Genomic DNA, 25,522 nt, shown 5'->3' with positions numbered 1-25,522 from the left:
CTCCACACAACTAGGTAAAACTCAAGTTGCTTAGAATTTCTTGTTATATTCCACGCGCAATTTGACTGTCAGTGGATCGGCGTACTGACGCACACCGCCATATGTGGAGCCTAATTTAGCGTTCGAGCTACCATAGGACTCATTACGAGTTAAGGCGGATTGATCATTAAAGACGTTAAACACATCCACACCAAACACCATGCCTTGAAGTTGCTGCGGCTTGTAGGTCAGGCTCAGGTCTAAACGTTTTTCTGTCGGCATGCGTCCTAAAGAACCGCGCGGCGCTGGTTTGCCGTCGCAGAAGCTATACGCTGAACCGTAACCTGGGCCACCCCACTCTGCACCGATAGGGTAGTTCGGATTTTCACCATGTTCGGAGACCAAATCGGTGCCACGGCATGTTTTAGGACGTCCCGATTGCAGCAAGAGATTCGCGGCGATATTCCATTCAGAATTCAATTCATAGAAACCGAAAGCTTTGATCTGATGGGTGCGATCGTTTGGCAAAACCCCATTGGCGAAGGTCATGAACTCAGGAAAATCCCAGTTGGCTGTCACGGCAACATCGAGCTGGCCAGTGTCGGAATTGGTTTGACCTTCCATATTGCCCTTGCTGCGCGACCAGGTGTAGTTGAATTTGCCGTACCAGGAATTACTGAATGGATGTTCGGCAAACATATCAATCGCCGTATATTTGCGCTCAGCTTTTGGATAGCCCATTTGCTTCGCACTAAACGTCACCCAACGGCCATTACCGGTCGCATCGCCTTGGTCATTGTGGCTCTCCACCCAAATCGTGGAGGCTTCGCCCGGATTGAAAATCCAGCAAGACAAATAGTCGCGTGGTACACCATCTTGTCTGAGGCCTGCTTTTTTGGAGTAATCGGCGATCAAACGGGTGTCGCAAGTATCATCAATCCCCGCGCCCAGATTGCGGTAAGTGAATTTCAAGCCCAGATTTAAACTTGGGCTGACCGCCTTTTCAAAACCTAAAGTCATTTCATCTTGGAAGTTAGGCTTGAGATCGCGCGATGCAATCGAACGTGGGTCTTTGCGTGTACCGGATTCTCCATCGGGTGAGGAAGCGACGTTGATTGCTTTTAAGCCGGTAGGTTGGCCATTGCTATCGATGCCGGTGTAAGTGAAGTCTTGGTTCATATAGGTAGAACGACTCGCGGCACGAGCGGCTACCTGGGTTGGCAATTGCAGATAATAGCGACCAGCACTACCGAATACCTTCAAGCTTGAATCACCGTTGACGTCCCAAGAGGCGGACAAGCGCGGTGCCAGCTGGTTCTTCATATTGATAAACTTCTCGCCGTCACCATTGAAATTGCTGTACTGATCATTACGCAAACCAGCAACGATTAGGAGATTTTTTGTGGCTTGATAACGGTCTTCCAAATATTGCGCAGACTGTGTCGCCTTGGCTGAAGTCAAACTATCAAAAATGAATTCATTGACATAGTAGCCCTGCGTGCCATAGCCGCCATAATTGGCCACAATCGCCTGACGACCATTCGAGACTTCAGCTGGTTTGGTCGGATCACCATCCACTTTGAGATAAGTCCAGGTACCATTACCCGAGCTCTTTACACCCGCCATGCCGGATTCAATCGCATTGCGATCCAGACCTGCACGCAAAGTATGTGCACCCATTTTGTATTCAAGATCGAGACGTAAAGAATCTAACTGATCTTCACCCGGACGGCTCAAATTACCACCGTAGCGATTCGCATTGACGCTATACAAGCCGAGCTTATTCAAATCCGGCTGACGTCCATCGACTGTGGAGGAGACAGTATGAATGCTGCTGTTGTTTGGGTCACTACCGAAGTAAGTCACGCCACGTGGTGCTCGCAAGCGACCACCCATCGCGGTCAAAGTCAAATCCTGAGTCAATTGACCTGTGTACTTCAACATATTGGTTTGCGCACCGGCACCAAGTGCGGCAGGATTGGTTGCCGTGGTTTCGGTGAACTTGACATTGTTATGCGTGTCGCTGACTTTGTCGTAACCATAGGTGCCCACCACCGATTTGGTGCGATCACCGATCGAGGTCCATTCCAGACGATGATCATCGGTGATATTCCAGTCAATCTTGGTCAAATAGCGCACCGTCTCAGTATTGGTTTTTGCCCAGCCATTGTCCTTCAAAGAATTGCTGGCAACCAGATCGCCGTTGACTTGTCCAGTGTAGCTATCGACTTTTTCAACTGCACCAAATACAAATAATTTGTCCGCAATGAGTGGGCCGCCCAAGGTCAGACCGTATTGCTTGACACTATCTTCACGTGAAGACGTGCGAAAACGAATTTTTCCATCTGGTGCGGTCACTGTGCCGTTATATGGGTAATAAATATCTGCACGTTTGGCGCGTAAAGAATTCGGGCTGATGCTAAAAGTAGCGCCAGCTTCCCAGTTATTCGTGCCGTTCTTGGTCGTCATATTCATCACGCCACCAATAGAGCGGCCAAACTCCGCGCCGAAGCCACCGGTGATGACCGAGGTCTGTTGCACAGCGCCCCAAGGCAAAGCAGTGGAACCTGTTTGCGATAAGGGATTGGTGACCGGAAAACCATTCACATAATAGGAATTCTCGGATACGCCGCCACCGCCAAAGCTGGCGACATTGCCATATGCGGCATCGCCTTTGGTGGTGTTAGGGGCTAATAGGGCAACCGCTGTCAAATTGGTTTGTATCGGCAAACGTGACAGATCTTTAGCAGTGAAAATCGCGCCGTTATTAGTATTCGACACGTCAATTCTGGAGCGTACGGCTGACACCGTGACGGTCTGGGTAGCAGCACCGACAAATGAGGCTTCGACACCCTGACCAATCACGATATCAAGCTCTTGGGTATTAGCGACTTTGCCGCCTTTCAATAACTCCACCTTGTAATGTCCCGGCGGTAACGCGGTCGCGGTGTAGCGTCCATCCGCATCTACGTTAACCAGACGTTTCAGACCGGTATCGGTATTTTGCAAGGAGATGGAGGCGCCGGCAGCATTCTCTACTTTACCGTAGATGGTGCCGCTGGCATTCGACTGCGCGTAAGCGACTTGCATGCCGCCTAGCGACGTCAGCGTGACGCCAAACGCCATGACCAAGGCGTGTGCCAATAAAGTTTTTTTAAAGCGATGAGTCTGGTTCTGCATATGATTCCTTGATGTGCAATTAAGCTGCTTTGAATGTATTAATAATTGGAGTGACTGCTGTGCTTGCTGGAAGTATTCTTGAGCAGCGCTTGCAACAAAGACTGATGTTGCAAAATATCTGCTTTAACACTGCGTTTCCCGGTAGAAGAATTCGCTTCAAAAATACGCTCCGAACGAGATTGAAAAGAAACCCGCGCCAAGCCGCCGCTACGTCTTTTTTTGTACATAAAATGTCCTGAAAATAGGGTTGGAGCTGGCGTTTGATATCCAAAAAATCAGGCAATTCTCGTCGCGAAGATGTTCAAATATCAAACTTCAAGGTCGTCCAGCGATGTGAACTTTGGCATAGGGTTTTTCATCTCACCAGCTTGGCGGGATGAACATCAATAACTTTGGGAGACTATTTTTCGGGCTGGGATCAAACGAAAAAATGGTGGGATGAAGTGCAAGAATTTGTAGTGTTTTTGCACAGAAGTTTAGCTTGCCCCAATTTTAGAAATCACTGAAATTGAATGAGGAAATTTCAAATGGCAAAGACCCATTCTAAAGTCATACAGCATCTTATTTTGATAATGCGCGGCATCCAGATTTCAGCTTTATGTGCTGCGAACCTGGACGCAAATCATGAAACGACTCAAGTCCGATTAACATTGCTCATATCATCAGGCCTCAGAACAGCGCGGGTTGCATCCGCCCTACAGAATCTATGGTCGTAAAGCCTAATGTATGACGTCGATAAAGCGAGCGCTATTGCCGTCATTCCTGCGTGCTTTTAGCAGGAATCCAGCGGCGTCTGTTGCTCAACAAAAGACGCTGGACTCCTGCCTACGCAGGAGTGACGGTTAATGGGTTTTGCGCTTGGTTTGACATGTCTAGATACTTATGCCTAACCTTGAAGGAGAAGGAAAACAGCTTGCACTATCGAGCCAAGATCTGCTTGACCTTTTTGATATGGCTATCACTCACCCGAACCGTATCGCCATTGCTCAGCAAAACCGCATAGGCGCCGTCGGGCGAAGTTTCTAGAGTACGAATGGCATCGACTCTCACCAGCGCCGTTCTGTGCAAACGTAAAAACTGCGCGTTAGGTAGACGTTGTTCCATGGATGAAATCGTGGTTCTATGCAAAATCACGCGATCGACTAAATGCAATTCCACATAATTAGCGGCCGCACTTAACCAAATTATTTCACGGATGTCGATACGTTCTATCTTACCGACTGAGCGCACGGCGACATGACTTAGGCTGGGTGTGGCGGCGCCGGATTTCTCCGCATCTTTTTCCAGAAAATAATCTTGCATCACTGCGCTTTGGGCTAATTGTTGTTTGGTCTGTAGAGCATGTCGGGCGCGTGCCAGCATGGCAGCAAAGCGTTCATCATCAAAAGGTTTGAGTAAGTAGTCGAGTGCAAAAATCTCGAATGCGCTGACCGCATGTTTATTGTAAGCCGTGATAAAAACAATCAAAGGCGGTTGCGGATATAGAATCAATTCGCGCGCAAAATCTAAGCCCGATTGCGTCGGCATTTCTATATCTAATAAGACCAAGTCGATAGCTTCGTTTTGCAAAATGAGGCGGGCTTGAGCCGTGGAATGGCAGCTAGCGACTAGCATCCATTCTGCGTGATCGGCTAAGGCGTATTGCATATTGGTCAGAGCCGGTAGCTCATCATCGACCATCATGACTTTGTATTTTTGGGTGTCCATTTTTTGCTTTCAGCTTTTGCGCTAGGCGATGCCAAAGTCGCTTGCTCAAGTTGACGACTCAGAGGAATACGAATCTCGGCAATAAATTCATTTTCTGTTTGAGTCGTCTCCAAACTAGCTTGCCCTTGGTAGAGTATTTGCAAACGTTCGCGCGTGGAAGCGATGCCTAATCCATGTCCACCGCTCGCCTTGGCAGGGGCAAACCTGGCGTTGCGAATGCGAAAAATGGTCTTGCCATCCACCATGCTCAGTTCTATATCGATGCGGCACTGCTCATGGTGGGTTTCTACTCCGTGGTGTATCGCATTCTCTACTGAGGGTTGCATCAATAAAGGTGGACAAGGTACTGCCTGCCAATCTCGGTCCTCAACATGCCAAACTACCTGCATGCGGTCGCCGAAACGTAGTAACTGCATGTTCAGATAATCGCGCACAAATTGTAATTCATCGGCCACGCTCAACCATTCGTGCTTACTCGAATCAAGTACAAAGCGTAACAAGGCATTGAGTTGTTTTAAGGCAGTGCCGGCTAGCTGCCGGTCCGCACCACGAACCAGTGCGCTGATGCTATTGAGTGCATTGAATAGAAAATGCGGTTTCAATTGCCCTTGCAGGAGTTGCAGGCGCAATTCCATACCTTCATTTTGGGTCGAGATGAGTTCCAATTCACGCGCCACCGTACGCTGCCAGGCAGCAAATCCCGCTTGTAAAAAATAGGAAAATAGAATCAAAAACAAATCTATCCATAAAATAAAGGCCGAGGATTTTTTGAATTCAGAGAGAAAAAGTGACAGCGGTTGATCCGCGAACAGCAAGGTAATCATCACCTTATTTGCCGTAATGAGTGGCAGCCCCAAGACCACCAACAACAAGGCGCTCAATATCATAGCACTCGGTTTCAACATCGCTTCTGGCTTGAGCCAAATGGCGACTGCGAGTAAGCAGTTCCCCAAAGATAGCGGTGAAAAAATCAACAAATATTGTATCAATATCGAGGCTCTAGATTGCGTCAACTTTTGAGTATCAGCATCCAAAAAAACTGCCAGCACATGAAACACGGCAATACAGCTCCACAGGCTAAACGAAAGCACACAAATCACGATCAGCGATTGGTAACTGCGAGTGTCGCGTGTGACCGATGGTGTTCTGGCGCTAAGCATCACTAAGCTCCGACAAAGGGAAATCCAATGCGACGCCATGGGCAAATACTTCTGAATCCGCATGGCGCACAAAACGTAGCGCAGCGTCCTTGCCTTGCAATATCGCGATACGTTGCTGCACCGCCTGCAATTCTTCCGTCATGCTTGGCACCTGCCCGGCATCGCCACTAAAATCAAGCGTCAGGTGCAAGACATTCTGCACAATAGCTGCCTGAACCCGGATACGCCCACTGGCATGCTGCAAGCTCACCTGCATATTGCGCAGCGCATAATCAAACAAGGGATACAGTAGCAATGGTGGAATCTGGTGCGCCGACCAATCTCTGGCTTCCAATGCCCACTCAATCTGCAAGCGATCGGCGAAACGCAGGTTTTGCAAACTTAAATAGTCTCGGACAAAGCGAATCTCACACTCGATACTAATCTCCGTCTCTTGCGAAGACTCTAAAACATAGCGTAACAAATCACTCAATCGTGCTAAGGCACGCGTGGCCAAGGAGCCTTCGGCATTGATCAGCAAATTTTCTATTCCCTCCAACGAGCTGAATAAAAAATACGGTTCCAGATGTGAACGCAATTGCAGTAACTTCAGCGCGAGTAAGTCCTGGCGGGATTGAATAGCAATCATCTGTTGCTGACGGCTACGTTGCCAGTAACTGAAAGCCAGATGGGCCGAAAAGCTAAACAACAGCACCATGACATCCACCCAAATTTGCATAGGTGAAAGCAGTTGCACAATCTCATCCCAACTCGGTTCATGCTTCTTAATGCGAAACGCGATAAATGCGTGTTCATAAATGACGTGTACAGGTAAAAATACCAGTATCAGAAACAAAAAAGTCTTCACAGCCAGGCGCCAATGGATAGCGCCCTGCAGCTTAGCAAAATACAACATCAAACCTGTACTCAACAGAGGCCAAGGCAATAGAATCACAAAAAATTTAAACAACTGGCGCTGAATATTGACTGGCGCACCCACATTGCGCAGATCATAAAGATTCGCAAACGTCGCCAAAAAGAGTAAGACCGTCCACAACAACCAGACCACAACGATCGATCGCCACATGGTCTTTTTAGAACAAGCGATATCGGGAACCGTCGTCAAACTGAGGTGATCGAAGCTAGCCTGCATGGGCGTAAGGAAATAAGCATAGAAAGAATGTTACAGCTTGCCACGACTTTGGGATAAATGCATCTGGCTTGGGATCAAGCGGGAGAAAAGCGGGATGGTTTTCACTTACATCGGCATAGATGAATGAATTGCCTTGCCAATCTACTAGCAATCCCTCAGCCAATTCGCATACAATCCCCTTAAGCAAGCGACTCGCTTCGGTTCAGTCCAACAAGGTTTATCCGCCGCTGTGCTTCACCGAGTCTTATTTTTGCAGCTGAAGACACGGAGGAAGCCGAAGATAAAGCCATAGATATTTCGATTAAAGACTTGGGCGAAAAAATCCAAAATCCAAACAGCGAGCCACTTGTCGTTCAGGTCAGCAAAGTGATACCAGTACAACAGTTTCCCGCATGCGAGATAAATGTGGGTAGAACATTTTATATTGAAACGAAGTGGTGGCAGTTTTGGAAATAACGCGACTAATCGTTTTTCACCTAACCAGCTAAGGAGCCAAACATTCATAATTTAGCAAAAATCGTATTCACGTTTTTCTTATTAATCAATGCAAGCGGGTGTAGCACGATGAGCATGAAACCAGAAAATAATAAAGCAATAGAGGCAGAAGTTCTTGCTGCGTTTAAGGGCTTGGTTGATGCGAGCACGTCACTAGATTCAAATCGTTATTTTGAATATTTTGATAAAATAAAATTTACTGGTTTGAATGCAGATGGAAAGGTTTGGCATTCAATAAAAAACCTAGAGGATTTAATAGTGCCAGGATTTTCTGCGGTTGAAAAAAGCATTTCACTTGAATTTTACAATGTGAAAGTGACCGTCATAAACCAAACTACAGCAATCTTAGTGAATGAATACAAGCAAACCGTTCTTCTCAAAAACGGAAATGTGTTTGAGCATGCGGGTGGCGGCACACAAGTCTGGTCAAAGTCTGAAAGCGCATGGAAACTTGTAAGTGTTTCCGCTAGCAATGCGAGTCACTAGCGTAGATTCGGCACGTTTTTTTGTGCCCACGCGGACTTGTTGATTTGTCGATGGGCGGCTCCACAAGCTTAATTCTTTTCACCTTTTTCTACCGTAACGCGTGGGCACGAAGAGGCTGTGCCCACTCTACTACTAGCTGCGTTGCGGTTCAGCCAAGCAGGGCGGATGCAACCCGCGCCGACAATCGCTTAAAGATTAGCAAAAATTGGCGTCACTTCGGTACACAGAGTTCGAGTAGTGTCATATAGTTCAGCACAGCGCGGATCGCATTCGCCCTACATGACTAAATGTCCCATAAGTCTATGTGAGCCTTAACCATGCCAACGATATTACACAAATTCCTGCTCGTACTAGGTGCCATCCTGATTGCGGCTGGCATCACCTACCTGCCATGGGTCATTTTATTTAGACTGCCAGACTCTATCAGCACGTTCTGGGGGATGACCGCGATCCTTTGGGCACCCTTTTTTCTTATAGTTGGGATTGTTGCAGGCTATTTCTCAGCTTCTGCCCTTTGGCCACGATAGCCTTGTAGAGTGAGCACGCTTTTTTGTTGAGGTGGATTAGTTGGTTTGTCGATCAACCTTTCCACGGGCTTAATTCTTTCCACGATTTTCGAAGGTAACGCGTGGGCACGATGAGGCTGTGCCCACCCTACGAATCGGTTGCCGAATTGCAGCATGCTAAATTGGGCAATGCGGGACCTATCGTCAATCTATGCTATCCCCAACTCTTCCAATCGCAACAATATCTCCAAACGTCGCTCTTGTTTAATCGTTTGCCAATGACGGTTTTCTTGTGCACCCATAATGGCGTACAGCATGTTCAAACTGGTGGAAGGGAAAACTTGTTTGAGTTGCAGATAGAGGCGATAAGGATCTGCCGCCAATAATTCGGCGGCGGTATGGATGCCGATTTGACGTAGCATGGCACTGGATTTGGGGCCAAGTCCTGCTAATTTTTCCAATTCGGTTTGCTGCGCTTTCACCATACCACCACCTAGGTGTCAAATTAGGCTAATTTGCCATTCCCTTCTTCAAATTATCTAGCCCACCTACCACAGGCAAGACCAAAGATGTTTGCGCCAAATCCACGCTCAATTCGGTGCCCGCTTTCGGCCATAAAGTAAAATCATGGTCACTAGACATGATCATCAATGCCAAACGTTTACCTGCAGGGATGACCCGGTCCATAGGTTGAAGATCGAATGTCAGGTCGACAAATTTACCCGGAACTAGCGGTGTGCCTGGCAATTTAGAATCGTAATTGCCGGTCTTGGTCAGGGAACGATAGTTTTGTGGATCAGCCCAGGCGCGGCTGACTACGCCTAGTTGTCCAGCTGAGCCTACGGCCTTTTCATCAAATGGCAGGGTGACTAACCATACCGATAAATTGGCGGCGGCTTTGTTGGCGGCGACGCGGATTTTGATGCTCGGTGTGCCGGATAAATGAACCGCTTCTGTCAACTCAGGTGTGGCGTAAATCAAGCGGTGTGGTGATTGCTCGGCACTGGCTAATACGCCGCCCTTGTATTGCACATCGTCGATAATTTTTTCTATTGCGCCTTTGGTTTTAGCCACGGCTTTGAAACTCAAGCTACCGGCTTTATTACCGCCTGCACCTAAGAACAAATTCACATTGCTGGCTTCAGGATTAGGGAAGTCCAGATACGGCGTGGGCATCGCACCGCGCTCTGCGCTTTCACGCATGATCATGGCGCGGGCATCTTTTTCTACGCCGTTGTCGATACCGTACAAATAATGCGAGAGCCAGCGATTACGCATCTCTAATGGTGGTGGTCCACCATGACCGCCATGGTGTAGGAATAATTGTGTAGCCACGCCATTTTTCTTAAGTGCTTCGTAGATGCGAATGGAGTGTTCTGGCATCACATTCCAGTCATGCTGACCGTGGGCGAGCAGGGTGGCGGCTTTCACGCCTTTGATCTTGGCCAGTAAATCACGCTCGGCCCAGAAATCATTGTAGTCGCCATACTTACGATCGAACTTTGCGGGGTACAAACCATCCCGTATGGTGGCATTGCAATAGGCGCGTTTTTCTGGTGCGCCGCTGTACACAAAATCAAAAAGCTGATCCACGTCTTCGCCCAGATAACCGCCTGGATGACGTACTAAGCCATTGCTGCGATAGTAGTGGTAGTAAGACGTATTTGGCGCAATCGGAATAATTGCTTCTAAGCCTGCAACGCCCGTGGTCGCAGCAGCCAGTGGGATCGTACCGTTGTAGGAGGTGCCGGTCATGCCGACTTTGCCGGTGGCCCAGCTTGCTTTAACTTCGTCCGTGCCATCAATACTGGTATAGCCTTTAGCGCGGCCATTCAACCAGTCAATCACGGCCTTGGGTGCTAATTCTTCCACCGCGCCGCCTATGGTAGGGCAGCCTTGCGATAAGCCTGTACCTGGCGCTTCTGAGTGGACGACGGCAAAACCACGTGGTAGCCAGGTGTCGATTTCGGTTCTGGCGATCTCAGGACGGACCGGGATAAATTTTGCTTGCTCATTCACTGGACGGGCTGGTGGGGCTTCACCTAATTCGTGTTTTACATCCCACATTTTTTGATTCTTCATGGTGCCAGCGAAGTAGGGCGAAGACTCATACACGACGGCGACTTTTAAATTTTCGGTATCGGTTTGCAAAGGGCGCGTGACGTCGACATGAACCCGATCTTTTTTACCATCACCGTCGCTATCAAATTCGGTCTCTACCCATAATTCTTGTTTGATCCACTTAGTTTTATCCTGAAAGCCCGCTACGATTTGCGCCTGACCGTTAAAGAATACCGGCACGGTTTTATCCGAAACAGCGGCCGGTGTTTGTGCATAGGCCATGCTGCTGATGGCGACGGCCAATGCCAGAGTAAGCACTTTGGGTTGGCTCAATAGGGTCTTTGCAGACCGGTCATTAGTGTTTTTTTTCATAGTAGGCCCATGGGCTAAGAGGACATTATTAAGGGTTACAAAAGTACGTTGATGTTAGACGTGGGTAGGGCTTAGGACAGCGATTATGCCAAGAAGTTTAAATTAAATATATCAATCGTACGAAAATTTATACGGCTCAGCCTATTCCCCTAAAAACATGACGATTTTGGCATAGCTAGGGTAAGCACCAATGATCAGATTTAACCGAGATTTCGCATTAGGGCCTTAGGCACGCCTAATGGAAATTTCGGTTTAACCCAGAATTTCCATTGGGATTTGAGGCGATGGTGGATGCACTTTTCGAGGCAGTTTTTACGTGAATGAGGCGCAAATAGCTAGCTATTTGCAACGAAGAACGAAAAAAATGACCGAAAATGCGCCGCCAGCGCTCAAATAGCGTCGAAGACGCGCCTAATGGAAAATCTGGGTTTAAGACTTGCAGATTTTAGCGAACTTGCTATGCTGCGCGTCCTCTCTCCTGTTTTTTCTGGCCTCACATGCAACGTCGCTCAATTCTGATTCTGTCTTCCGTCCTCATCGTCTCTGGTTTATCGTTTTCTGCTTACTGGTGGCTGCAGCCCGAAGCGACACGTCCATCCATTTCGCTGTTGAAGAAGAAACCACTGGCGACCAGCTTTGATTGGGAAGCCGAAGTTTTTCAATTGAGCCAAAGTGCTTATTTTGAAGCGCCCAACAATACGGAGAAACGGCCTGATCCTAGTTTCAGTGACCCGTTTGGTATCGCCATGGATCAGCAAGGCAATCTGTATCTCGCCGATGCCGGCGACCACAATCGGATATTAAAAATCAGCAAAGATGGCTATGCCAGTGTGTTTGCGGGCGGTGAAGAGGGCTATCTAGACAGCGTGGCCATTAATGATTCAAAAAACAGCGAGTTCACCGCCGCCAAATTCCATACCCCTTCTGGTTTAGCCATAGACAAAAAGGGCAATCTCTACGTCGCCGATACCGGCAACCACGTGATCCGCAAAATCGAACCCAATGGCAAAGTCTCGACCGTCGCTGGTAACGGGCAAGCAGGGTATCGCGATGGCGCAGCGGCTCAGGCTCAATTTAATGCACCTATCGGCGTGGCAGTTGGCAAAGACGGCAAGGTCTATGTGGCCGACACCTACAACGACAAAATCCGCGTGATTTTGGCCGATGGTCAGGTGCAAACTATCGCTGGCGGCAGTCAACCTGGCTACCTCGATGGTGCTGGTGGCACAGCCTTATTCGATACGCCAAGTAGTCTCGTGGTGAATAGTCTGGGTGAAATCATCGTGGCCGACACACGCAATAACGCCGTGCGCAAAATCGGCATCGATGGGCAAGTAAGTACCCTGATCGCTAGCGATCCCAAGGATTTCGATGCATTGCTACGCCGCCCCGTTGGTCTGGCCATTACGCATGATGATTTTCTCTATGTCGGTGAACTCTCGCACGGTAGGATTTTGCAAATCGCCCCAGATGGCAAAAGCCGTGGGCTGACTGGTGTCGATATCGATATCATTCCGGGCGACGATACCAGCCCGCGTATGAGTAATCCAGTAGGACTCACGGTGAATGCGAAAGGTGATCTGATCGTCAGTGATAACGCCAAAAATGTCCTGCACGAAATTCGGCACAAAGGCGTGCTCGATAAGGAAATACGAAAATCATGGCCCGTCATCTTGACCGAACCGGTTGCACCACTTCTGCAGCCATCGCTGTGGCCTTTACTGCCACAAGATAAACCGCATGAAGTGGTCGGCACTATCGGCGAAGTACGCGGCAATTATGATGGCGAAAGCCGCGATCACTTCCACCGCGGCGTCGATATGCAAGCCGCGATGGGCGACGCCGTCGTCGTGATCAAAGAAGAAAAAGTCAGCTCTCCCGTACCTGCTTGGGCTGCCACGACAATCAACGAAGGCATGCGTGTGAATAAGCTGTCGTATATCCACATGAAGGTAGGGCGCAATTTAAAAGAGGCGCCGCTAGACCCACAAAAATTCCAATTCATCAAAGACGCGCAAGGCAAATTACTGCAAGTACGTGTACGTCGCGGCACACGCTTCCATGTTGGTGAAACCATAGGCACGGTCAACAGCATGTATCACGTGCACCTGAACTACGCGCCGCAAGGTGATGTGGTGAATCCGCTTAAATTGAATTTCATCGGTTTTCAAGACAGTGTCGCGCCACAGATCACGCGCATTGATATCGCTGACAAGGATGGCAAGATACTCAGCATAGCGCCCACCGCATCAGGCAAACTGACAAAAAACAGCAAAGGCAAAAAGCCAGCAGCGGAACCTGCCGCGCCAACTTCGACGGTCGTCAAATTAGCCAAATCCTTAGAACAAGTCAGCATCATCGTCGATGCCTTCGATCAAGCTGACGGCAATATGGCACGTCGCCGCCTAGGTCTCTACGAACTTGGCTATCAAATTCTGCAAGCAGACGGCACGCCTTTGGCCGGTTTTGAAAAGCCCAAAATGACGATACGTTTCAACCACCTGCCTGCCGATGAAGAAGCGGTCAAAGTCGCTTACGCGGAAAATAGTGGTATCACGGTTCACGGCAATGCGACCACCAAATTCCTCTACAACCTCACCAACGAAATTCAAGATGGCCACGCGATTATCAATTTTTGGAACATCAAAGATCTGGCTGCTGGCGAGTATCGGATACGCATCACCGCCAAAGATTTTGCGGGTAATCTGGCAGTAGGCAAGACCGAATTAACAGTCAGAATCGAATAGCTGGAACTAGCGTGGGGTCACCGCCGCGCCAACCATGAACCATCAAAGTGGACGAATCGGCCTATTGGTGCCATGAGCACGCTACGCACCTTAATCTAATTGTGCTAAGGTACTTATCTACCTAAATATAGATGCGCTGACGCGAATCGCTACTGCTTTGCAAAAACCATGGCCCACATTATCGAAAATTCAAAAGAGCATTTACAAGATTTCATTCGTCTCAATGAAGAATGGATTAGTCACTATTTCAAGATAGAAGAAACGGATAAAAAATTAGCGGCGAATCCTTATCAAGTCGTCGACAACGGTGGGTTCCTGTTTTTTCTGATGTCGGATAATGAAGTGCTAGGCGTATGTGCTTTATTCAATGAGGGTGACGGTGTTTATGAGTTAGCCAGAATGGCGGTTTCGCCGAAACATCAGGGCAAGGCGTATAGCAAGCAACTGATGGAACACTGCCTAAACAAACTCAAAACCCTACAGGCAAAAAAAGTCTATCTGGTGTCCAATACCAAACTAGAAGCTGCGATTCATCTGTATAAAAAATTTGGATTTCAAACCGTTTCTGAAGGCCCTCATCCGGTTTACTCGCGAGCTAATATTGTCATGGAACGTAACATTTGAAGACAACTATTGAGCAACGACAGTTCGATCCTGCAACCGAAAATAGGTAGTAGCCATTAGTGACTTATCGACATAAATTGAAATTTTTATTAACCTGAAATTATAGAGGGAGACAACATGAAAAAAACAGTTCTACAATGTTTCATCGCGCTTAGTATTGCCAGCTTCGGTAGTATTGCCACAGCTCAAATCGACCTGAATCAAGCCCATCGTTCCAGTGCGGACAAAATACGGGACGTCACCAGTAAGCCTTTAGAAACCTTGGCCCTGATGCCCATCAAAGAAGGCATGACGGTGTTGGATCTTTTGGGTGGCAGTGGCTATTTCAGCGAACTGTTGTCGCAACAAGTGGGTGCCACTGGCAAAGTCCTGTTGCACAACAATAAGGCTTATATGCCTTTCGTCGGCAAGGATTTAGAGGCACGTTTAGCCGATGGCTCATTAAAAAATGTGGTGCGTTATGACCGCGAAGTTGATCAATTAGGTTTGGCAGAAAATAGTCTGGATGCCGTGTTTTTTGTCATGGGGTATCACGACATGTATCACGTTGGACCGGGTTGGAAAATTGACGATAAAGATTTGATGGGCCAAATCAAAAGAGCCCTCAAACCCAACGGCTTGATGCTGGTCATTGACCACTCGGCACCCGTCGGCAGCAAACTGGCGCAAACCCAGAACAATCATAGAATTGATGAAGAATTTGTGAAAGCCTCACTCCAGGGCTTCGGTTTTGAAATCGTCAAACAAAGTGATTTGTTACGCAATCCTGCTGACCCTAGAACCAACCTAGTTTTTGAACCCAGTGTGCGCGGTAAGACAGATCGCTTTGTGTATGTGGTCAAGAATGTGAAGTAAGTTGATCGAAATGTGAGGGGTTGGGATGGGGATAGGGTTTAGTCGAAATCACTGAAACCCCTCAAAAAATCCATGCAAATACCCCCTTCTCCCGCAAGCGGGAGAAGGGTCGGGGATGAGGGTCGTCGGGAGGGCGAAATGATGTTTGATCTGCGCATCATAAATTTTGCGAATGAAATTAATTAGGCATTTCCATAATTTTAGCTACCCTCACCCCAACCCAGATTTTCCATTAGGCGCGTGTTAGCGCCTATCAGACATACTGCGGCATGACAAACCAGGCGATGCGGTTCTAGCACATATACCTTCGATCAGAGACGCTCTCAACGCAATGCCGAATACCCCCGCAAAGCCTGCCCCATAAAATCAACAAAGCTGCGCACCTTAGCTGAGCCGTCCCGTCCTTCTCTGTGCACAATATGGATAGGCAGAGCGGCGGATTCATACTCGCTCAATACGGTCTTTAATGTGCCCTGTTCCAATTCGCGTGCTATTTGATAGGACAGCAAACGCGTGATGCCGGCACCCTGTAGCACGGCAGCAATGGCACCATCATTGCTCGTGACCGTCAGACGCGGTTTGATACGAATAGATGCCGCGTGATCGCTGTCACCAAATTTCCATTCGACTGAAGGACTCACACCTGCGGCGGCAACGATATGATGCTGTTTCAAATCATCGGGTGTCTGCGGAATGCCATGTAGCGCTAAATAGTCGGGTGAGGCACACAATACCCGTCGCACTTGTCCCACCCTTAGGGCACGCATACTGGAGTCGGGCAGTGCGCCGATACGCACGCCGACATCCACGCCTTCTTCCATCATGTTGACGACACGATCTAAAAACAGTGCCGAGACATCGACCGCTGGATAACGCTGTAAGAATTCAACGATATGCGGCATGACAAAGATCTTGCCAAACAAGACCGGTGCGGTGACGGTCAAATGGCCGCGCGGATCGGCATTAATTCCCGCCGCAGCTTCATCGGCTTCCTGCACCTTGGCGAGAATCTGCCGTGCATCATCTAAATAGCGCTGCCCCGCATCGGTCGGCCTGACAAAGCGGGTCGTGCGATTGAGTAATTTCACGCCCAGACTCTCTTCCAATGCCGCCACTGCACGGGTGACTGCAGGCGGCGACATGCCCAGACGTCTAGCGCCGGCGGCGAAGCTTTCTTCCTCAGCGACCGCGACATACACCGCGATTTGATGAAACCTGTCCATAAGTCTGCCCCTGAATTATTCCGATTTTTGAAATAATCAATTGTAATCCATGAGTATTCTTCATTTCAATGACTATAGGCACAATGCATGCATTCGCTAAACAACTCAAGCAACAAGAGAGCGAAGCGATGCAAACCCTATCGACATTCAACTACGAAAAAGGAAATACCATGAGCCGCATTAATCTCGTCACCAATGAAACCGCTACGCAAGAACAACAAGCTTTGTTCGATGCGATCCAATCGCAATTGGGCGTAGTACCGAATTTTTTGAAAATCTTCGCTAACTCACCAATTGCGCTGAAATCCTTCCTCGGTTTATACGGCGTAGCGAATGAAGGTAATTTGGAACCATTGACGCGTGAACGTATTGCCCTCGCTTTGGCTCAGCAAAATTCCTGCGAATATTGTCTGTCGGCGCACACTGCTTTGGGAAAAAAAGCAGGCTTGAGCAACGACGAAATTACAGCAAATCGCGCTGGCAGCAGCCAGGACGCTAAAGCCGCAATTGCAGTGAAATTGGCGCGTTCCCTCGCAGAACACAAAGGTGAAATCACCACCGCAGAATTGATTGAAGCCCGTAACGCTGGGTTCACTGATGGCGATATCGTCGAGATCATTACCCACGTAGGCATGAATTTACTGACCAATATTTTGGGCAAAGCGAGCCGCGTAGAAATCGACTTTCCAAAAGTCACTTTAGCGTAATCGTCCTGTGCTCAATGGCCGTTTTCCATTGAGCACAACAAACCAAGATATTTGACCACTCCCCCGATACATTGAATAAAAAGGATACACCATGTTTCACTCAACTTTACGTCGCACCATTTTGGCTTCCACTTTATTGGCAGCATTTGCTGTGTCCGTTGGCACTCCGCTGACAGCGCAAGCACAGGATCAAAACTCTACTGCTGCGGTCAATCTTGATACACAAGGCGTGGCTTTGCACGGCTACGATCCAGTCGCTTACTTCACCGTGAAGGCACCGACCTTAGGTAAAGCCGCTTACACCCATACTTTTGAAGGTGCGACCTATCGCTTTGCGTCAAAAGAAAATCTGGAAAAATTTAAGGCACATCCAGCACAATACGCACCGCAATTTGGTGGCTTTTGCGCTATGGGTGTGGTCTTGGAAAAGAAGCTCGACGGTGATCCACAAGCATGGCGCGTGGTCGATGGCAAACTGTATTTGAACGTCAACAAAGACATTCAGAAAAAATGGTTAGAAGACGTTCCAGGTCATATCTTCAAAGCAGGAAAAACCTGGCCTGAGATCAAAAACAAAGCGCCGAAAGATTTGTAATCCGATCTGCATTTTAATCTGGAATTTCGATCTGAAATCTTTATCCAGGCGCAATCCTTGCATCACGCGATCTGATCTTAGTCTCGCAATCGAGTAGATCAGATCGCCTGAGGTGCCACCATCTAAAAAAGAAAGAAAGCACCATGCCTACAATCAGCATGTATAGCACAGGAACTTGTCCTTACTGCGTCCAAGCAGAATCACTCTTGGACCGCAAGGGTGCCAAAGTTAACAAAGTCATGGTAGATCAACTGCCACAAGAACTTCACAATATGATCGCGCGTACGGGTCGTCGAACCGTGCCACAGATTTTCATTGATGATTTGCATGTCGGTGGCTTTAGTGATTTGCATCAGCTTGATCAGACAGGACGTCTCGATCAACTTCTACAACGCGTCTAAGATTTTTATCTAAACCCGACGCCCCCTCATTTCGAGCGCTACGCAGGAAGGAAGACCCTATATGCAAACCAAGCCGGGCCACTCACTATTGACGCAAATTCTGAAGCCAATTTTTATTTCGCAACAAGGCTTACAAAGCTTGTTACCAATAACCGACCTGCTGATGCGTCTCTACGTCGGCAAAGTCTTTTTTATGTCTGGAATAAGTAAGCTTCGCGATTGGGAAATGACCATCTCCCTGTTTATGGATGAATATCACGTCCCTTGGTTGTCGCCTGAAGCTGCCGCCTATTTGGCGACAGGCGCCGAATTGTTACTTCCTGTCTTATTGGTACTGGGCTTCTTCAAACAAATCGCCGCCTGCGGATTGTTCGCAGTCAATATTCTGGCCGTAGTCGCCTATTACAGCGTGCTACAAGACCTGCCCGCTGCACTCCAAGATCATATCGAATGGGGTTTAATGCTGCTGTTGATTGCCTGCTCACGGGCCAATCCGCTCCAAATTGATCACTACTGGGGCGGTCAGCGCTTACGCTAATTCTTGGAATAATCAATTGCGTCGCCTAGCTATTCTCATTGTTTTGCACAGGCGATACACTGGTCACAGCTGCCTAATAAAGTCTATTTGTAAGATCTCATCCTTCTGGAGAACACCATGCCACGTGCATTCGCCGCCATCAACTTCACGCCTAGCGTCAAAGCTGCGCAAACCCGTTATCACAGCCGTGAGGCGAATATGGGCTTTGAATTAGCAAACGACACACGCAGTGATTTGACACTGCGTGAAGCGGAATTTATCGAAGCACGTGACAGCTTTTACCAAGCGACGGTGAACGAAGATGGCTGGCCCTACGTGCAACACCGTGGTGGACCGATTGGCTTTCTCAAAGTCTTGGATAAAAACACCATAGGCTTTGCCGACTTTAGTGGCAATCGCCAGTATCTGAGCGTGGGCAATTTAATTGCGAATGAACGCATCGCCATGATCTTGATGGACTACCCCGAGCAAAGACGCATCAAGATCTGGGGTCGCGTCAAAATTGTTCATGAACATGAAGCACCTGAACTCATCGCCCGCTTGGAAATGCCAGCCTATCGTGCTCGCATTGAACGCGCATTCATCATCACGGTCGAGGCCTGGGACTGGAACTGTCCGCAACACATCAAGCCACGTTATACCGACGAGGACATCGAACAATTGCTGGCACCCATGCAGGCAGAAATCGCAGCACTTAAGCAAATGCAAAAATCTAGTGATGAAACGAAAACGGTGAACACGCCAACCGTGCCCGCTGCCGGTCTTGACAACGGTCCCTTAAGCCTGGTCGTGAGCGGCATACGACAATTAACACCAAAAATTCGCGCGATTGAATTGCGTGATCCACAAGGCGCTGACTTACCCAAGGTCGAGGCTGGAGCCCACCTCAAACTTCCCGTCATCTTAAGCAACGGGCAGGCAGCGGTGCGTCATTACTCAATCGCCTCCAATCCAGCGCGGCGCGATATTTACGAAATCGCGGTACTACGTGAAGATCAGGGTGAGGGCGGCTCAGCCTTTGTGCATCAACACTATCAATTGGGCAGCCTGCTGCATTGCGAGCTACCGAAGAATGACTTTCGTTTGTCCAGCACCGCCCGACCTGCGCTCTTAATCGCTGGTGGTATCGGTATCACTGCCATCAAACCTATGGCGCAAAGTTTATCGGCAAGCGGCAATGCATTCGAGATGCACTATGCGGCGGCATCACAAGACGATATGGCCTTTGGAGATCGCCTACGCCGCGACTTAGGCGCGCAATTGCATTGCTACTTTTCGGATCAAGGACAACGCCTGGCCATCGATGAATTGCTGCAAAATGCCAACAAAGATAGCGACATCTATGTATGCGGCCCAAGTCGCCTGATTAATGCGGTCATGGAGGCAGCGAGTCGCTTTGGCTTTGACGAAGAGCAAGTCCATTACGAACATTTTTCCGCGGCCAAGACCACAGGAAATCGTCACTTCGAGGTCGTGCTCAAACGCTCGAATAAAGTCATCCCTATTCAAGCAGACCAAACCGTATTGCAGGCATTAAACGACGCGGGTGTTGATACGCTCTCCGATTGCGGCGTAGGCAACTGTGGCACCTGTGCGGTCAAAGTGCTGGATGGTGAGGTCGAGCATAGAGACCATGCGCTCAATGCCAAGCAAAAACAAAATAATTTGATGTGCATATGTGTCTCTCGCGCCCATAGCGACACGATTACCTTAGATCTCTAAACCCAATAAGGACAACGATGAGCATCGAAACCAAAGCACCTTTACCGCCCTTCAATTTAGCCAGCGCAACACAAAAAGTACGCCTGGCTGAAGACGGCTGGAATTCGCGCGACCCGCAGCGAGTCTCTTTGGTCTATACCGAAGATAGCCAATGGCGCAATCGTCATGAATTCCCCGTCGGTCGAGCCCAGATCGTCGAATTCCTACAAAGAAAATGGCAACGCGAACACGAGTATCGACTGATCAAAGAAATTTGGGCTCACGATGGTCAGCGTATCGCCGTTCGCTTCGCCTATGAATGGAAAGATGAAACAGGGCAATGGTTTCGCTCCTACGGCAATGAAAATTGGGAATTCGAGGAAAACGGCCTGATGCGCAAACGCTACGCCAGCATCAATGATCTAGCGATTAGTGAAAGCGAGCGTCTCTTTCATTGGCCGCAAGGCAGAAGACCGGATGATCATCTTGGCTTGAGTGAACTGGGTCTTTGATCCTACCAGCCTAAAGATGAACGACTCTACGATCGACTCTGACTGAAAGCTAAACTAGATCGCGATAAAAAGTATCAGCTTATTTTTTGCGTCAAAATTAACAGTTTTACTGGTATTTTGATTATGATGGCAGGCCACATCAATGTGCAACTCTCACCTACATCAAGATCAATCGCTAGGAAAAAACATGGCTGATACCGACAAACCCAAAGGCCCTGCCTCATATTTTCCATCCATAGAAAAGAAGTATGGATTTCCAATTCAACACTGGCTAGACCTGCTCAAAACCCAAAAAGCACTCAAGCATATGGAGATGGTCGCGTGGTTGAAAAGCGAACACCAAATGGGGCATGGCCATGCCAATGCATTGGTGGCGGTGTTTCGTAGTCAAGAAGGTTTGTGAGGGTCGCATGAGAATATTCGCTGGCATTATCCTGATGCTCATTTCTTTCGCTGGTTTTGCAAAAACAGAAGAGCCGATCCACCAAGACTGGGTAGCAAAAGATCGTGTATTCCTTAGCAAACTCAAAGAGCGCTATGCAAATTCGCCACACACCGTACTCAGCCTTTTACAAGCTGAAAAGCACCGCAAAACCAAACTGGGCTATGGGTATGAGTATGTAAAAGGCAGTATGGGCATGGGTTATGTGAGTACTTTTTTTGAAGTGATCTACAAGAATGGTGTCGCGGTATCGTTTAAATTAAAAGCCTACTTACCTGACGATGCGCGACTTAAAGACCAGTACATGAAGCCCTATGAAGGCCTTTACCAAATCGTCAATGGTGAGGTCAAACCCCTCATCTTCAATGCATCTGAAATGAGCCTGCCATTAGAGAGCTGCGAAGTTTCATTCAGCGTCACACCAGAGATCGCGCATTACATGACGCCATATTCAGGTATTCAATATGGGTCTAGAGGCGGCGAAGCCTACACATTACTTACCAATAGAGCGGAATATATCGCGCTCAAACCCAGCTTAAACGATGACGCCTATCCTTACCTACTTTGTAGCAAAAACCCATCGACCAGGCTCACAGCCATAGAACACATCTATGCACAAAAGCTGGATAAAAACGACGCAACACTCAAGAAAAAAATTGCGGAAATATTTAAGCAGACACCCGTCATTACCACTTTAGAAGGATGTTTTGAACTGCAAGTTAATTCAAAGAAATTGGTACGTGAATTGTCAGTAAGAGACAACAGATGAAAATCACTTGAGTCAGCAAAAAATAGACTAGCTCGTCGCCCATTGCGATGAGAAATATCCACATATACAAATCTCTCTATCGAACTTATGCCGCAAAAAAATTTCCTACTGACAGTAGATCAACTGAATGCCTACGAAAAAAGTGGCGAAGAATTTTTTCTTTCTATGGTCTGATATTAGTCGCTACCTTGATCTACCTGGTCGCTTTTTACTATTCACCATGGAGCAAGGCACCAGCTTGTTATGTGATTGGTTCGCTCTCAGTGATAGGCTGTCTCCACGCAGCAAAAAAACTGCGAGATGTCGATCGGGTCAATGCTGCGGTCGACGCAGAAATATTACTTGGTGTGCATAACGATGACTCACTTGGAGATATCGATGACTAGCTTATACGACGATCAGCAGCAATTCACGATGACCGCTGCCGGCATGTATCTGGCACACACGCGTTTGAGACAGCATCGATTCATCAATTCAAGTCGATCTCTTACAGCCCTTCAGTTTATCAGCAGTTTATTGAAGCTAACTACGCTTGTCGTGTTCATCATCATGTCGACTAATTCGTATGCCAAGTCAGGTTTTGAGGGCCGCTGGAAGGTGACGCACATCAAATTCGAAGAAGAAGTATCACCATGGCTAAAAGCAAACGCACTACCCGCCTACCTTGAAATCAGCAACGACAATGGCACAACTGTGGCACGCTACACGGATCAAAGTGGCATGACACTTGACTGTATGAGCTTCTTAGAAATTATCGAAGGACATGAAGCCATTGCCTTTGGATGTCCACCACCATTCAAAAGCAGTGACATCTACTCACCTTTGCACCGTATCAAACTCCATGGAAAAACCTTGCAAGCGATTACGTTTACAGACCACCAAATCTATACGTGGACTGCGCTGAGAATGGCGAAATGATCTCAAGGATTCAAGATCAGCCAGTCATTGCGATCACATTGGGGTCTATCACTGTTGGGATAGCGGGTACGCGTTCAATTTGATCGTCGCGGAAGTGAATTTTTACTCTGGCGACCTATGTTGCAATCGAGATTCCAATTATGTTGTGGTATTTCAAACGGCATCACTTACTCATAAAGAAGTAGGAGCAACACTGAAAGGCGATGATAGGGCAGGCACTTTTTGAACATTACAGACCCTACGCAGATGCCATCAAAGCAGGGGATTTAGCCATGCCTGCGCAAGAGCTTCCCCTCATAGAAAGTGCCGATCAAGTATGGCCGCACGTCACGCTGTTATTCGTCTCTATCATTCCTTTAGCAAACAAATTGACGGTCGAATTTGGGTACAGCGCAGATTGGGATGAAGAACATACATTAGGCACCCGTTTCCAGGGCGGCACATTGCTAGAACTTTGCGGCAGTGTTCTACCAGCATTAGAATCAAAGTGATTTTTTAAATTACAATCTGGCTTCTCAAAACCACACACTACAACATTGCACAATATGAAATCTGTCTGGCTTTTCACTCTCCGCATGCTAAAACTGTTTCTCTTTCTAGGTTTAGCACTGGCAATCATCATTGCGATCGGCATACAAATACCAATCAGTGAACCACCAACGGTCGCGCCAACAGGCGCACTCCTGATCACCGATGTGACCGTGATCCAAGCAGATTCTGGGCAAGTGCTACCATCACAAACCGTAGCAATGACTGAGGGGCGCATTACTTATGTCGGCGCTGCGGCTCAAGCACCCACACTCAGCAATACGCAGACGATATCAGGTTCAGGAAAATTCCTAATTCCTGGTTTATGGGATATGCATCTACATACAATTAGTCTGTCGCCACAATTGCATTTTCCTTTGCTGATCGCCAACGGCATCACTCATGTGCGCGACATGGGTGATGGTTGTTCATGGACGGGGAGCTTGAATTGCGTTTCTCAAACCAAGCTTTGGCGCAAACAAATTCAAGCCGGAGCGATGTCTGGCCCGCATATCCATCAAGCAGCCCATTTCCATGTAGAAGATTTAGGCGACGATATGGAAGAAAACAATGATGAGAACATCACCAAGCAACGGGCATTTGCACTCGTTAATAAATTAAAAGATCGTGGCGACGAACTGATTAAACTTCAATTAGCACCAAGCGAAAATGCCGCAACGTTTTATGCCATCTTAGATGCAGCGCGACAAAACAATATGCCGGTAGCCGGGCATGTTCCATACACGGTCGATTTACTCGACCCACGGGCTGTTAATCTACAGAGCATAGAGCACGACAACTCGCTGCTTCCACAATGCGCACAAGATCATACCCAGTTTGACGGTCGCAATAAGTCGAAACCAGCCTTACTTAGACAATTAAGCGAGCAGAGCTGCGAACGGGTATTAAACAAGATGGCACTAGCAGGAACCGCATTCGTGCCTACCCACGTGGCTTCCAATGGACAAGATTGGATGCTTTTAGAAGGAACAGCTCAAGCCAGTGCCAATACTCAATATGTGATTGCACCACAACGCTGGCTGTGGTGGTTGTATGCAAAATTGGCTGTCGCAGGTGTTAAACAAGAACACCGCCCGGTGGTAGCAGCCTATTATCAGGCCTCATTAAAACTCAGCCTGCAAGCACACCAACATGGCGTCAAAGTATTGGCGGGCACTGACGCCATGGATGCCTATGTTACTCACGGATTCTCCTTACATGAAGAATTGCAACAGTTAGTCAAAGCAGGTTTCACCCCGGCTCAGGCACTCGCAGCAGCCACCTCAGAGCCAGCCGCATTTATGGGAATGCAAAACGAGTTCGGCAAGATCGCCGTTGGCTATCAAGCAGATCTAGTACTACTCAACAAAAATCCTTTAGTCGACATCGCCAACACACAGAGCATAGAGGCTGTAATCCAACAAGGCAGTGTGCGCACAAGAAGCGATTTAGACAAACTGCTAAGCTATGTGAAACTACAGGCAAGCAGTTTTGCGATGTCTTGCCAGTTTTTGTGGCGTTTATTGAAGACGGGATAAAAGCATTTGCATCCAGTAGCGTACTGAAGTGTGCAGCACAATATGACACATGAACAGGACGACACTGTGATCACCTTTATTCTGTCTGTCACATTCGTCACCCCGGCGATAAAGTAGACTGCAGTCACTTGTTCACGGTTACTAGGGCCTGTTAACATTTAAATCGGGAGATGCGTTCAAGCCAAAAGGTGAGATGGCAAGGCGTAGTTCGCCGCCGAGGCTGATGCCTCGGCAAGAGCTGAAATAAACCTCGCGCTGTCCATCGCGCGTTTTGGCTTGAACCCTTCGGGAATGGGCGAATTGGATAAACTCGCGGGCACATGGCGTTGTTGCAAGTCGCTTACAG

The 25,522-nt window shown here is 48.1% G+C and carries 24 protein-coding genes; 16 read left to right on the top strand and 8 right to left on the bottom strand.

The genetic code is table 11. The annotated features are described in order from the left end of the window. Positions 1-30: 30 nt before the first annotated feature. The 5 genes from AC1RR2_RS18855 to AC1RR2_RS18835 form a co-directional block, all read right to left on the bottom strand. Positions 31-3,159, bottom strand: a complete 3,129-nt coding sequence (locus AC1RR2_RS18855) for a TonB-dependent receptor (RefSeq protein ID WP_493223822.1) — start codon at positions 3,157-3,159, stop codon at positions 31-33. A 38-nt stretch (positions 3,160-3,197) separates the two neighbouring features. Next, a complete protein-coding gene (locus AC1RR2_RS18850; protein WP_493223821.1) occupies positions 3,198-3,386 on the bottom strand; it encodes a hypothetical protein in 189 nt (62 codons plus the stop codon). 691 nt (positions 3,387-4,077) lie between these two features. Next, positions 4,078-4,866 carry a LytR/AlgR family response regulator transcription factor gene (locus AC1RR2_RS18845; RefSeq protein WP_493223820.1) on the bottom strand — a complete coding sequence of 263 codons (789 nt, stop codon included), beginning with the start codon at positions 4,864-4,866 and terminating at the stop codon, positions 4,078-4,080. Next, the gene (locus tag AC1RR2_RS18840) at positions 4,839-6,026 is read right to left on the bottom strand and encodes a sensor histidine kinase (RefSeq protein WP_493223819.1); all 1,188 of its coding nucleotides are present in this window, start codon (positions 6,024-6,026) and stop codon (positions 4,839-4,841) included. Before AC1RR2_RS18840 ends, AC1RR2_RS18845 begins: the two co-directional genes overlap by 28 nt. Beyond that, the gene (locus AC1RR2_RS18835) at positions 6,019-7,158 is read right to left on the bottom strand and encodes a histidine kinase (protein WP_493223818.1); all 1,140 of its coding nucleotides are present in this window, start codon (positions 7,156-7,158) and stop codon (positions 6,019-6,021) included. The genes AC1RR2_RS18840 and AC1RR2_RS18835 overlap by 8 nt, the downstream gene beginning before the upstream one ends. A 570-nt stretch (positions 7,159-7,728) precedes the next feature. On the opposite strand from AC1RR2_RS18835, the gene AC1RR2_RS18830 reads away from it, so the two are divergent. After that, entirely contained in the window at positions 7,729-8,139 is a 411-nt protein-coding gene (locus AC1RR2_RS18830; protein ID WP_493223817.1) for a nuclear transport factor 2 family protein, read from the top strand. A 715-nt stretch (positions 8,140-8,854) separates the two neighbouring features. On the opposite strand, the gene AC1RR2_RS18825 is transcribed toward AC1RR2_RS18830, so the two are convergent. Beyond that, positions 8,855-9,130, bottom strand: a complete 276-nt coding sequence (locus AC1RR2_RS18825) for a DUF4332 domain-containing protein (RefSeq protein WP_493223816.1) — start codon at positions 9,128-9,130, stop codon at positions 8,855-8,857. A 25-nt stretch (positions 9,131-9,155) separates the two neighbouring features. Beyond that, positions 9,156-11,078, bottom strand: coding sequence for a Xaa-Pro dipeptidyl-peptidase (locus AC1RR2_RS18820; protein ID WP_493223815.1), 1,923 nt, complete (start codon positions 11,076-11,078; stop codon positions 9,156-9,158). A 497-nt stretch (positions 11,079-11,575) separates the two neighbouring features. Between AC1RR2_RS18820 and AC1RR2_RS18815 the strand changes: the two genes are divergently transcribed. The 3 genes from AC1RR2_RS18815 to AC1RR2_RS18805 all read left to right on the top strand — a co-directional run bounded on the left by AC1RR2_RS18815 (position 11,576) and on the right by AC1RR2_RS18805 (position 15,304). Further along, positions 11,576-13,825, top strand: coding sequence for an NHL repeat-containing protein (locus AC1RR2_RS18815; protein ID WP_493223814.1), 2,250 nt, complete (start codon positions 11,576-11,578; stop codon positions 13,823-13,825). A 168-nt stretch (positions 13,826-13,993) separates the two neighbouring features. Then, positions 13,994-14,449, top strand: a complete 456-nt coding sequence (locus AC1RR2_RS18810; protein ID WP_493223813.1) for a GNAT family N-acetyltransferase — start codon at positions 13,994-13,996, stop codon at positions 14,447-14,449. 117 nt (positions 14,450-14,566) lie between these two features. Then, positions 14,567-15,304, top strand: a complete 738-nt coding sequence (locus tag AC1RR2_RS18805) for a class I SAM-dependent methyltransferase (protein ID WP_493223812.1) — start codon at positions 14,567-14,569, stop codon at positions 15,302-15,304. A 323-nt stretch (positions 15,305-15,627) separates the two neighbouring features. Here the strand turns inward: AC1RR2_RS18805 and AC1RR2_RS18800 are convergent, their stop codons facing one another. Further along, positions 15,628-16,527 carry a LysR family transcriptional regulator gene (locus tag AC1RR2_RS18800; protein ID WP_493223811.1) on the bottom strand — a complete coding sequence of 300 codons (900 nt, stop codon included), beginning with the start codon at positions 16,525-16,527 and terminating at the stop codon, positions 15,628-15,630. Between the two features lie 68 nt (positions 16,528-16,595). Between AC1RR2_RS18800 and AC1RR2_RS18795 the strand changes: the two genes are divergently transcribed. The 12 genes from AC1RR2_RS18795 to AC1RR2_RS18740 all read left to right on the top strand — a co-directional run bounded on the left by AC1RR2_RS18795 (position 16,596) and on the right by AC1RR2_RS18740 (position 25,176). Then, positions 16,596-17,234, top strand: coding sequence for a carboxymuconolactone decarboxylase family protein (locus tag AC1RR2_RS18795; RefSeq protein WP_493223810.1), 639 nt, complete (start codon positions 16,596-16,598; stop codon positions 17,232-17,234). A 91-nt stretch (positions 17,235-17,325) separates the two neighbouring features. Continuing rightward, positions 17,326-17,829, top strand: a complete 504-nt coding sequence (locus tag AC1RR2_RS18790) for a YHS domain-containing (seleno)protein (protein ID WP_493223809.1) — start codon at positions 17,326-17,328, stop codon at positions 17,827-17,829. A 143-nt stretch (positions 17,830-17,972) separates the two neighbouring features. Beyond that, positions 17,973-18,230 (top strand): glutaredoxin 3, encoded by a 258-nt coding sequence (grxC, locus tag AC1RR2_RS18785; protein WP_493223808.1) that lies wholly within the window; start codon positions 17,973-17,975, stop codon positions 18,228-18,230. A gap of 61 nt (positions 18,231-18,291) precedes the next feature. Then, entirely contained in the window at positions 18,292-18,768 is a 477-nt protein-coding gene (locus AC1RR2_RS18780) for a DoxX family protein (RefSeq protein ID WP_493223807.1), read from the top strand. Positions 18,769-18,885: 117 nt separating this feature from the next. Next, positions 18,886-20,490, top strand: a complete 1,605-nt coding sequence (locus tag AC1RR2_RS18775; RefSeq protein ID WP_493223806.1) for a 2Fe-2S iron-sulfur cluster-binding protein — start codon at positions 18,886-18,888, stop codon at positions 20,488-20,490. 17 nt (positions 20,491-20,507) lie between these two features. Continuing rightward, the gene (locus AC1RR2_RS18770) at positions 20,508-20,981 is read left to right on the top strand and encodes a nuclear transport factor 2 family protein (protein WP_493223805.1); all 474 of its coding nucleotides are present in this window, start codon (positions 20,508-20,510) and stop codon (positions 20,979-20,981) included. Between the two features lie 187 nt (positions 20,982-21,168). Further along, positions 21,169-21,384 (top strand): DUF4287 domain-containing protein, encoded by a 216-nt coding sequence (locus AC1RR2_RS18765; protein ID WP_493223804.1) that lies wholly within the window; start codon positions 21,169-21,171, stop codon positions 21,382-21,384. Positions 21,385-21,391: 7 nt separating this feature from the next. After that, complete coding sequence (locus tag AC1RR2_RS18760; protein ID WP_493223803.1) at positions 21,392-22,192, top strand: hypothetical protein; 801 nt, start codon at positions 21,392-21,394, stop codon at positions 22,190-22,192. A gap of 188 nt (positions 22,193-22,380) precedes the next feature. Next, positions 22,381-22,578 carry a hypothetical protein gene (locus AC1RR2_RS18755; protein WP_493223802.1) on the top strand — a complete coding sequence of 66 codons (198 nt, stop codon included), beginning with the start codon at positions 22,381-22,383 and terminating at the stop codon, positions 22,576-22,578. Then, the gene (locus AC1RR2_RS18750) at positions 22,571-23,110 is read left to right on the top strand and encodes a hypothetical protein (protein WP_493223801.1); all 540 of its coding nucleotides are present in this window, start codon (positions 22,571-22,573) and stop codon (positions 23,108-23,110) included. The genes AC1RR2_RS18755 and AC1RR2_RS18750 overlap by 8 nt, the downstream gene beginning before the upstream one ends. Positions 23,111-23,313: 203 nt before the next feature. Then, the gene (locus AC1RR2_RS18745; protein ID WP_493223800.1) at positions 23,314-23,601 is read left to right on the top strand and encodes a DUF6985 domain-containing protein; all 288 of its coding nucleotides are present in this window, start codon (positions 23,314-23,316) and stop codon (positions 23,599-23,601) included. Positions 23,602-23,685: 84 nt separating this feature from the next. Then, positions 23,686-25,176 carry an amidohydrolase family protein gene (locus AC1RR2_RS18740; protein ID WP_493223799.1) on the top strand — a complete coding sequence of 497 codons (1,491 nt, stop codon included), beginning with the start codon at positions 23,686-23,688 and terminating at the stop codon, positions 25,174-25,176. The last annotated feature ends 346 nt before the right edge of the window (positions 25,177-25,522 follow it).

This window comes from Undibacterium sp. GW821-FHT11H02 (genome assembly GCF_058808015.1).
The sequence above is the reverse complement of the archived record's forward strand: the minus strand, read 5'-3'. Positions and strand labels throughout refer to the sequence as shown.

Excerpts from the sequence above, each read along its gene's own strand:
- AC1RR2_RS18820 (WP_493223815.1), bottom strand. The coding sequence starts at position 11,078 with ATGAAAAAAAACACTAATGACCGGTCTGCAAAGACCCTATTGAGCCAA.
- AC1RR2_RS18795 (WP_493223810.1), top strand. The coding sequence starts at position 16,596 with ATGACTATAGGCACAATGCATGCATTCGCTAAACAACTCAAGCAACAA.
- AC1RR2_RS18780 (WP_493223807.1), top strand. The coding sequence starts at position 18,292 with ATGCAAACCAAGCCGGGCCACTCACTATTGACGCAAATTCTGAAGCCA.
- AC1RR2_RS18845 (WP_493223820.1), bottom strand. The coding sequence starts at position 4,866 with ATGGACACCCAAAAATACAAAGTCATGATGGTCGATGATGAGCTACCG.
- AC1RR2_RS18760 (WP_493223803.1), top strand. The coding sequence starts at position 21,392 with ATGAGAATATTCGCTGGCATTATCCTGATGCTCATTTCTTTCGCTGGT.
- AC1RR2_RS18790 (WP_493223809.1), top strand. The coding sequence starts at position 17,326 with ATGTTTCACTCAACTTTACGTCGCACCATTTTGGCTTCCACTTTATTG.
- AC1RR2_RS18810 (WP_493223813.1), top strand. The coding sequence starts at position 13,994 with ATGGCCCACATTATCGAAAATTCAAAAGAGCATTTACAAGATTTCATT.
- grxC (WP_493223808.1), top strand. The coding sequence starts at position 17,973 with ATGCCTACAATCAGCATGTATAGCACAGGAACTTGTCCTTACTGCGTC.
- AC1RR2_RS18825 (WP_493223816.1), bottom strand. The coding sequence starts at position 9,130 with ATGGTGAAAGCGCAGCAAACCGAATTGGAAAAATTAGCAGGACTTGGC.
- AC1RR2_RS18765 (WP_493223804.1), top strand. The coding sequence starts at position 21,169 with ATGGCTGATACCGACAAACCCAAAGGCCCTGCCTCATATTTTCCATCC.
- AC1RR2_RS18850 (WP_493223821.1), bottom strand. The coding sequence starts at position 3,386 with ATGTACAAAAAAAGACGTAGCGGCGGCTTGGCGCGGGTTTCTTTTCAA.
- AC1RR2_RS18800 (WP_493223811.1), bottom strand. The coding sequence starts at position 16,527 with ATGGACAGGTTTCATCAAATCGCGGTGTATGTCGCGGTCGCTGAGGAA.
- AC1RR2_RS18840 (WP_493223819.1), bottom strand. The coding sequence starts at position 6,026 with ATGCTTAGCGCCAGAACACCATCGGTCACACGCGACACTCGCAGTTAC.
- AC1RR2_RS18770 (WP_493223805.1), top strand. The coding sequence starts at position 20,508 with ATGAGCATCGAAACCAAAGCACCTTTACCGCCCTTCAATTTAGCCAGC.
- AC1RR2_RS18775 (WP_493223806.1), top strand. The coding sequence starts at position 18,886 with ATGCCACGTGCATTCGCCGCCATCAACTTCACGCCTAGCGTCAAAGCT.
- AC1RR2_RS18740 (WP_493223799.1), top strand. The coding sequence starts at position 23,686 with ATGCTAAAACTGTTTCTCTTTCTAGGTTTAGCACTGGCAATCATCATT.
- AC1RR2_RS18830 (WP_493223817.1), top strand. The coding sequence starts at position 7,729 with ATGAAACCAGAAAATAATAAAGCAATAGAGGCAGAAGTTCTTGCTGCG.
- AC1RR2_RS18855 (WP_493223822.1), bottom strand. The coding sequence starts at position 3,159 with ATGCAGAACCAGACTCATCGCTTTAAAAAAACTTTATTGGCACACGCC.
- AC1RR2_RS18745 (WP_493223800.1), top strand. The coding sequence starts at position 23,314 with ATGATAGGGCAGGCACTTTTTGAACATTACAGACCCTACGCAGATGCC.
- AC1RR2_RS18815 (WP_493223814.1), top strand. The coding sequence starts at position 11,576 with ATGCAACGTCGCTCAATTCTGATTCTGTCTTCCGTCCTCATCGTCTCT.
- AC1RR2_RS18750 (WP_493223801.1), top strand. The coding sequence starts at position 22,571 with ATGACTAGCTTATACGACGATCAGCAGCAATTCACGATGACCGCTGCC.
- AC1RR2_RS18805 (WP_493223812.1), top strand. The coding sequence starts at position 14,567 with ATGAAAAAAACAGTTCTACAATGTTTCATCGCGCTTAGTATTGCCAGC.
- AC1RR2_RS18835 (WP_493223818.1), bottom strand. The coding sequence starts at position 7,158 with ATGCAGGCTAGCTTCGATCACCTCAGTTTGACGACGGTTCCCGATATC.